The following is an 8,526-nucleotide window of genomic DNA, read 5'->3' on the forward strand; positions in this document are numbered from 1 at the left end:
AGCGGGCCGGGCGTGGCGCCGCGATCGGTGCCGAGCAGGACCGCCCCATCGCGGTCGAAGCCGAGCGTGGCCGGTGCCCAGGGCCAGGCCGGAACCGGTGCGGGTGCGGCGCGCGGGTCCGGCATCGCGACGGCAATGCCGTCGATCAGCGTCTCGGCCACGCCGGTCTCGGCCGCGGCGTCGCCGGCCGCGGCGCGGAGTTCCAGCACGCGGCCCGCCCCGCCGCGCAGCGCCACGCATAAGCGCCCGCGCGCGGCATCGAAAGCGAGGCCCCAGGGGCGGTCGAAGCCCGTCGCACCGACCGACCGCGCACCGGCCAGAGGGTCCCCCTCGGGCAGCGGCAGCCAGCGCAGGGAACCGCCTTCGATTCGCGCCGCCGCCATGCGCCCGGCCTCCAGCGCCTGCATCCCCGGCGCCTCGTCCGAGACGTAGCGATACAGGTGCCCGCCCTGCCGCCCATCGGTCAGCCAGACCACCGCGCGCCCATCGGCCGAGAGCGCGGCCGCCGCATCCGCCGGCGCGAAACGCCCGAGGGCGGCGCGCTTGGCGGGCACCCAGAGCGGATTGGTCGGGTCGAGTTCCACCACCATCCCGGTGGTGCCGGCATCGATCCCGGGCAAGCGCGCCCGCCAGGCGGCGGCGTCGCCCTCGGTCAGCAGCAGGCTGCCCCAGGGGGTGGCGCAGCCGCCGGTCACGCCCACCAGCCCGGCGGCCGAGCTGCCGTCGGAGCCGACACGGCAGAGCGTGCCCGCGGTCAGGCGCCGGTTCTGGAAGCCGCCATCCACGATGGCCCAGTCGCCGCGCTTCTCGATGTTCATCAGCGAGACGCCCTGCATGGCGCCGGCCACCTCGGGCATGTCGCGCCCGCCGGGGAAGGCCATGCGCGCCTCGACCGTCGGGTGCGCTACCGCCAGCAATGCCCGCGCCACGCCATCCGGGCTGGGCGAGGCGATGCAGGCGAGGATGCGCGCATCCCAGCCGAACTGCGCCGCCGCCGCATCGACCGAGGGCTGCGCCGGGTCCCAGGGCGGCGCGTCGAAGACGATCCGGTCGCCCCAGCGCACCAGCACGCCGCGCCGCCAGCCGGCAGCAGGCTGGTCGTCCTGGCGGATGGTCAGCGACTGCGCGCGCAGGCCCGGCGCGGCGAGCAGCGCCGGCGCCGCCAGCAGCAGCGCGCGGCGGCGCATCACGGCGCGGCCTCCTCGATCCGCGGGGGCAGGTGAACGCGCACGGGGGGCAGGGCCTCGGTGAACTTCTCCACCTGCACCAGGCAGGATTGCGCCGAGGGTCCCTGGCCGAGGCGCGAGGTGCCGACATCCGGCGTCAACACGTTCGGATTGCCATGGACGCAGAGGCTGCCGGGCTGGCCGGGCTCGAGCGGGTCGAACCAGGCGCCGGTCGCCATCATGGCCACGCCGCGCATCAGGCCGGGGTCGGTGCGCAGGCCGCCCAGGCAGGCGCCGCGGTCGTTGAAGACGCGCACGATGTCGCCCGGCTTCAGGCCCCGCTCCGCGGCATCCTCGGGGTTCAGCATGATGGGCTCGCGCCCGGCGATCTTGTCGGCCGCCGCGACGCGCCCCGGGTCGAGCTGCCCATGCAGCCGCGTGGCCGGCTGGTAGGAGAGCAGGTGCAGCGGAAAGCGCCCGGCCTGCGGTGCGCCGAGCCATTCGCGCGGGGCGATCCAGGCCGGATGGCCCGGCGCGTCGTCGTAGCCGAAGGCGGCGATGGTCTCGCTGAACAGCTCGACCTTGCCGGAAGGCGTGTCGAGCGGGTGTTCCGCCGGATCGGCGCGGAACTCGGCGAACTGGGTGTATTCCTCGCCGCGGCGCGGTGCCTCGGCTTCCCACCAGCCCTTCGCCCAAAAAGTGTCGAAGTCGGGTGTGTCGACGCCCGTCCGCGCGCAGTTCTGGCGCCACTGCTCGAACAGGTGGCGCAGCCAGGCATCCTCGTTGCGCTGCTCGGTGAAGCGGTCGCGGAAGCCGAGTTCCTCGGCGATGTCGGCCAGCATGTCGTGGTCGTTCCGCGCCTGTCCCAAGGGCTCGATCGCCTTGTGCATGGCGCGCAGGAAGCGGTCGCGCCCGCTGGATGCGATGTCGTTGCGCTCGAGCGTGGTGGTCGCCGGCAGCACGATGTCGGCGTGGCGAGCCAGCGCGTTCCAGTGCTGCTCCTGCACGACGATGGTCTCGGGCGCGGCCCAGGCGCGCAGCAGGCGGTTGAGGTCCTGGTGGTGGTGGAAGGGATTGCCGCCGGCCCACCAAACGATGCGCGTGTCGGGGTAGCGCTGCTCGCGCCCGTTGAAGTCGTAGGCGCCGCCGGGATTCTCCAGCATGTCGGTGATGCGCGCGACCGGGATGAAGGCGCCGGTCGGGTTGCGCGCGGCGGGCATGGCGAAGGAGGGCACGTCGCGGCGCGGATTGCCCATGCCGTTCACGCTGCCATAGCCATAGGCCACGCCCTCGCCCGGCTTGCCGATCTTGCCCAGGATCGCGGCGAGCGCGGCCAGCATCCAGTAGGGCTGCTCCCCGTAGTCTGCGCGCTGCAGGGACCAGGTGGCGGTGAGCATGGCCGGCGTTGCGGCGAGCTCGCGCGCCAGCGCGGCGATGCGGTCGGCCGGGATGCCGGTGATCGGCGCGGCCCAGGCGGGGGTCTTCGCCAGGCCGTCGCCCTCGCCCAGCACATAGGCGCGCAGGCGGTCCCAGCCCACGCAATGCGTGGCGAGGAAGTCGCGGTCCTCGCGCCCCTCGGCCACGATCACATGCGCCATGGCCAGAAGCAGCGCAGTGTCCGTGCCGGGGCGGATGGGGATCCACTCCGCCTGGCACCAGCCGGGCACGTCGGCGCGGTTGGGCGAGACCTGGATGAACCGCAGCCCCGCTTGCGCGGCGCGGCGCAGGTTGATCTCGTTGGAATGCTCGCCCGCCCCGCCCGAGGTCACCAGGCCGTTGCGCAGCGGCAGCCCGCCCAGGCACAGCATCACCTTCGCGTGACGGATGATCGCGGCCCAATCGGTGGTGCGGCCGAGCAGCACCTCGTTTGTGCCGAGCACATGCGGCAGCAGCGCCTGCGCCGCCGCGTAGGAATAGGCGTTGATCTGCCCGGTATAGCCGCCGCCCAGGCCCAGGAAGCGCTGCAGCTGGCTGCGCGCATGGTGGAAGCGCCCGGCCGAAGACCAGCCATAGGATCCGCCGAAGATGCTGGTCGGCCCGTGCTCGGCGCGCACGCGGCGCACTTCGTCGGCCACCAGGCGCACGGCGCGGTCCCAGGAAACCGGCACGAAGGCATCGCCGCCGCGCAGCGCACCCTTGCGGCGGCCTTCCAGCCAGCCCTTGCGGATGTAGGGCCGGTCGATGCGGCAGGGGGCGTGCACGATGTCCGGCACCGCCTCGATCAGGCTGCCCGGGAACGGGTCGCGCGCGAAGGGCTGCACGCCCACCACGCGGCCATCCCGCACCACGGCGTCGAAGCTGCCCCAATGGGCGGCATGCGGCTTGAGTTCGGTCATGGGGGCTCCCTTCGGGGGCAAAGGTGGCGCGCGCATGGCAGCGCGGCAACCACGGCCCTTGGGAGGCGGCGCCATCCGGGCCTAGAGTGCGGCGACAGCCCGACGAGGACCGCGCCCCATGACCCCGCCCCGCAATTCCAACGCCGCCCGCGACATCGCCAACGTCCTGCACCCCTATACCGACGCCAAGGCGCATCTGGTTAACGGCCCGCTGGTGATCAGCCGCGGCAAGGGCGTGCGCATCTACGACGAGCAGGGCAAGGAATACATCGAGGCGCTGGCCGGGCTGTGGTGCGCAAGCCTCGGCTTCGACAACGAGCGCCTGGTCAAGGCCGCGACCGACCAGATGCGCAAGCTGCCCTTCTACCATTCCTTCACCGCCAAGTCGCACGAACCCATGATCGACCTGGCGGAGATGCTGATCGAGCGCGCACCGGCGCCCATGAGCAAGGTCTTCTTCGGCAATTCGGGGTCCGAGGCGAACGACTCCGCGATCAAGATGATCTGGTACATGAACAACGCGCTGGGGCGGCCGAAGAAGAAGAAGCTCTTCTCGCGGCTGAAGGGCTACCACGGCATCACGCTCGCGGCCGCCTCGCTCACGGGGCTCCCGGCCAACCACAAGCTGTTCGACGCGCCGATCGCGGGCGGGCGCTTCTGCCATGTCGGCACGCCGCACCACTACCACAGCGCGAAGCCCGGCGAGTCCGAGGAAGACTTCGCGACGCGCCTCGCCGAGGAACTGGAAGCGCGCATCATCGAGGAAGGCGGGGCCGAGGAATGCGCCGCCTTCTGGGCCGAACCCGTGATGGGTGCGGGCGGCGTCATCGTCCCGCCGCGCACCTATTTCGAGAAGGTGCAGGCCGTGCTCAAGAAGTACGACATGCTCTTCGTGGCCGACGAGGTGATCTGCGGCTTCGGGCGCACCGGCAACTACTGGGGCAGCCAGACCTTCGGCATCACGCCCGACATCCTGGTCTGCGCGAAGGCGCTGTCGTCCGCCTATCTGCCGATCTCGGCGGTGATGGTGAACGAGGCGGTGTTCCAGGGCATCGCGGAAGGATCGTCTACGGTGGGCACCTGGGGCCATGGCTTCACCTATTCCGGCCACCCGGTCTCCGCCGCCGTCGCGATCGAGACGCTGAAGATCTACGACGAGACGAACACCGTCGCGCATGCCGCCGAAGTGGGCGCGCATATGCAGGCCGAACTGCGCCGCCGCTTCGCCGACCACCCGATCGTGGGCGAGGTGCGCGGCGTCGGCCTGATCGGCGCCATCGAACTGTCGGCCGACAAGGCTGCGCGCAAGCCCTTCGACCCGTCGCGCAAGGCCGGCCCGCGCCTGGTCAAGCACGGCGAGGAACAGGGCGTGATCCTGCGCGCCATGGTGAACGACAGCATGGGCTTCTCGCCCCCGCTGGTCATCACCAAGGACGAGGTGAACGAGATGCTGGACCGCGTTGGCCGCGCGCTGGATGCGCTCGCGGTCGAGCTGCGACGCGAGAGCATCGCGGCGGTCTGAGCGCGCGCACGCCGGAGGTGGCGAAGGCGGGCTTCATCAGCGTGCGCGTTGCCCATGCGCGCGCTGCTCGTGGTGCATGTGCATACCCCGCGCGTTACGCGCGCGCGGACGCCTTGCTTCGCGCACGGCCCGGCCCGGCGTGACCTTCGGCTCCCCCGCCCTGCCGGTCGCGGTCGCGCTGCTGGTCGCGCCGCTCGCCGTCGTGCTGCAGTCGAAGGCGATGGCGCCGATCGGCCTGGTGGCGCTGGCGCTCTGCGTGGTGGCGCATCTGCGCGCGAGGCGCGCGCTGCCATGGCCGGACGGCGCGGCGGTCTGGCTGGCCGTCGCGCTCGGCCTATGGGGCATGGCCAGCGCGGCCTGGGCGGCGGAGCCGGGGCGCGCGCTGACGACCGGTGTCTCGATCGCGGCCATGGCGCTGCTCGCCGGCGGAGCGGCGCGCGCGCTGGGCGACCTGGACGACGCGACGCGGCGCGCCCTGACACAGTGCGTCGCCATCGGGCTTTGCGTCGGGCTCGCCGCCGCCGCCATCGACGCACTGAGCGGCAACGCCATCCGCGCGGCGGTGCGCGGCCTGGCGGAAGCGCCGGCCACCCTCGCCTTCGGGCTGAAACCGGCGGCCTCGGTCATGGCCCTGCTGCTGCCCCTCGCCTTCGCGCTGCCCTGGCCCATGCTGCCGCGCGCGCTGCTGCTGCTGGGCGGCGCCGGCATCCTGGTGGCGCTGCCGGGGGACACCGCGAAGCTCGCCGCGCTGCTCGGCATCGCCATCGGCGCCGCGACCACCGTCGCGCCGCGGATCGTCCCGCGCCTGGTCGGTGCCGGGCTCGCCGCCGCCATCCTGGCGATGCCGCTGCTCGCCGCCGCCATCCCCGCCCTGCCGGTGGACCGCCTGCCGATCACCGCGCTCCATCGCATGGTGATCTGGGACTTCACCGCCGCATGCATCGCCGAACGCCCGGTCCTGGGTTGGGGCCTCGAAGCCAGCCGCACCGTCCCGGGCGGCCGCGACGCCCCCACCGCCGCGCAACTGAGCCACCTCGGCGTGACCGATGCCGAACGCCGCGCGTGGTTCGCCAACCCCAGCGTACAGGTGCTGCCCCTGCACCCGCACAACGGCGCCCTGCAGGTCTGGCTGGAACTCGGCGCCATCGGCGCGCTGATCGCAGGCACCCTCGCCTGGACACTGGGCAGCGCCGCCAGCCGCAGCCCCTGCCCGCCCGCCGCCGCCGGCGCCCTGGCCTCGGCGGCCATCACGGCCATGCTGTCCTTCGGCGCCTGGCAAGCCTGGTGGATCGCGGCGATGCTGCTGACGGCGGCTGTCTGCGCCGGGCTGGTAAGGTCGCCCGGGGAGGGCTCTGCCCTCCCCGAACCCCCCCGCCAAGGGCTTAAGGCCTTTGGAACCCTCGACTTGATCGGGGGAATTGGGGAGGGGCATCGATGGCGACACCGACGCAATGGGCGCGCCACGCCCCTCCCCAATTCCCCCGATCTAAAACCCGCGGTCCAGGGGGCCGTAGCCCCCTGGTGGGGGAGGTCCGGAGGGGGCAAAGCCCCCTCCGCGCTACCGCGCCCGCTCGATGCAGAACGCCACGACATCCGCCAGCGCGCGTCGTTCCGGCGTGTCCGGGAAGCCGGCGAGGGCGGCGAGGGCCTGGTCGCCGTAGCTGCGGGCGCGTTCGATGGTGTCGGCCAGGGCGTTGTGGCGGGTGATCAGGGCCTGGGCATGGGCGAGGTCGGACTCGGACTGGTCGCGGTCTTCGAGGGTACGGCGCCAGAAGGCGCGGTCCTCCTCGCTGCCCCGGGCGAAGGCGAGCAGCACGGGCAGCGTGATCTTGCCCTCGCGGAAATCGTCGCCGACGGTCTTGCCGAGCGCTTCCTGATCGGCGCTGTAGTCGAGTGCGTCGTCCACCAGCTGGAAGGCGACGCCGAGCGCCATGCCGTAGTCGCGCAGCGCGGCCTGTCGAGCGGGCGGCTGGTCGGCGATGACGGCGCCGACCTCGGTCGCGGCGGCGAAGAGCGCGGCGGTCTTGCCCTCGATGACGGCGAGGTACTGCGCCTCGGTGGTGGTGGTGTCGTTCTGCGTCATCAGCTGCAGGACTTCGCCTTCCGCGATGGTCGCGGAGGCAGCGGAGAGGATGCGCATGACTTCGAGCGACCCGTCGGCCACCATCACCTGGAAGGCGCGCGAGAACAGGAAGTCGCCGACCAGCACGGAGGACTTGTTGCCGAACAGTGCGTTCGCGCTCGCCTGGCCGCGGCGCAGCGCGGATTCGTCCACCACGTCGTCGTGCAGCAGCGTCGCGGTGTGGATGAATTCGATGCAGGCGGCGAGCACCGCGTGGCGTTCGCCGCGATAGCCGCACATGCGCGCGGCGGCGATGGTGAGCAGCGGGCGCAGGCGCTTGCCGCCGGCCGCCACGATATAGGCGGCGACCTGCGGAATGAGCGCGACGTCGCTCTGCATCTTCTCGATGATGAGGCGGTTGCATGCCTCGAGGTCATCGCGCAGCAGCGCCATGAGCGCGGACAGGGCGTCCTCCCCCCGCGGCGCCGGCGGGGCGACAAGCGGCGTGGCGGCGGCACTCACCCTTGCACTTCTCCTGATGCGGCGGGCACCATAGTCAGCGCCTGCCGGTGCGGCAAGCGCCGGAAAAACAAGGGATTCGGTCTTGCAATGCGCGCAAGCGCCACATGGATGCGCGCAAGCGCCACACCAATGCGCGCAAGCGCGACCTCGATGCGCGCAGGCGCCACACCATGAGAGTGATCGCCACCACCACGGACCCGGTGCGCCTGTCCTTCCTGCAGGTCCTGCTGGCCGATGCCGGGATCGATACGCTGGTGCTCGATGCGCATGTCAGCGCGATCGAGGGCGGCATCGGCGCCTTTCCCCGGCGGCTCGCCGTCGCGACCGACGATGAAGGGCGCGCCCGCGCCGTGCTGCGGCAGGCCGGCGAGGAAACCACGTGACGCAGGCCTTGGCGGCGTGAGTGCCACGACCGACGATCGCCTGCTCGGCGGGCGCGTTCTGCTGCGCCAGCCGCTCGAGGGGTTCCGTGCCGGGCTCGATGCCGTGCTGCTGGCCGCCTTCGTGCCGGCGGCGCCGGGGCAGCGCGTGCTGGAGGCAGGCTGCGGCACCGGCGCGGTGTTCCTGTGCCTGGCTGCGCGGGTGCCCGGGCTTTCGGTGACGGTGGTCGAGCGCGAACCCACGATGGCGGCGCTGGCGCGCGGAAATGCCGCGGCGAATGGCGTGGCTGCGACGGTGATCGAGGGCGATGTCGGCGATGTCGCGATCGCGCGCGGCATCGCGCCCTGCGACCATGCCTTCGCGAACCCGCCCTATTGGCCGGGCGGCACGCCACCGCCGGGCGCGGTGCGCCGCGCCGCGACGCATGAGGGGGGCGCGGGGCTCGCAGCCTGGGCGGCCTTCCTGGCAGCGGGGCTGCGCGCGGGCGGCACGGTGAGCCTGGTGCTGCCAGCGGCGCGCTTCGATGCGGGCGTGGCG

6 protein-coding genes and 1 pseudogene are annotated in these 8,526 nt (G+C 72.7%); 4 read left to right on the plus strand and 3 right to left on the minus strand.

Annotated elements, in window-relative coordinates; genetic code table 11:
- Both HW578_RS18795 and HW578_RS18800 read right to left on the minus strand, forming a co-directional pair.
- A partial coding sequence (locus HW578_RS18795) for an alkaline phosphatase PhoX (RefSeq protein WP_232479111.1) occupies positions 1-1,187 on the minus strand: 1,187 nt, incomplete at its 3' end.
- The gene (locus tag HW578_RS18800; protein WP_198372246.1) at positions 1,187-3,502 is read right to left on the minus strand and encodes a molybdopterin-dependent oxidoreductase; all 2,316 of its coding nucleotides are present in this window, start codon (positions 3,500-3,502) and stop codon (positions 1,187-1,189) included. The genes HW578_RS18795 and HW578_RS18800, both read right to left, overlap by 1 nt.
- Before the next feature lie 118 nt (positions 3,503-3,620).
- Here HW578_RS18800 and HW578_RS18805 point away from each other — a divergent pair, with 118 nt between their 5' ends.
- A complete protein-coding gene (locus HW578_RS18805; RefSeq protein ID WP_198372247.1) occupies positions 3,621-5,024 on the plus strand; it encodes an aspartate aminotransferase family protein in 1,404 nt (467 codons plus the stop codon).
- 667 nt (positions 5,025-5,691) lie between these two features.
- Positions 5,692-6,171 (plus strand): annotated as a pseudogene (locus HW578_RS28480) (O-antigen ligase family protein); the annotation flags it as partial.
- 411 nt (positions 6,172-6,582) lie between these two features.
- On the opposite strand, the gene HW578_RS18815 reads toward HW578_RS28480, so the two are convergent.
- Positions 6,583-7,539, minus strand: coding sequence for a polyprenyl synthetase family protein (locus HW578_RS18815; RefSeq protein ID WP_198372250.1), 957 nt, complete (start codon positions 7,537-7,539; stop codon positions 6,583-6,585).
- Positions 7,540-7,778: 239 nt separating this feature from the next.
- On the opposite strand from HW578_RS18815, the gene HW578_RS18820 reads away from it, so the two are divergent.
- The gene (locus HW578_RS18820) at positions 7,779-7,991 is read left to right on the plus strand and encodes a putative signal transducing protein (protein WP_198372251.1); all 213 of its coding nucleotides are present in this window, start codon (positions 7,779-7,781) and stop codon (positions 7,989-7,991) included.
- Between the two features lie 16 nt (positions 7,992-8,007).
- Positions 8,008-8,526, plus strand: a 519-nt coding sequence (locus HW578_RS18825; protein WP_369407928.1) for a methyltransferase domain-containing protein, incomplete at its 3' end; no start/stop codon positions are given.

Source organism: Roseomonas rosulenta (assembly GCF_016106005.1).
Taxonomy (GTDB): Bacteria; Pseudomonadota; Alphaproteobacteria; order Acetobacterales; family Acetobacteraceae; genus Neoroseomonas; species Neoroseomonas rosulenta.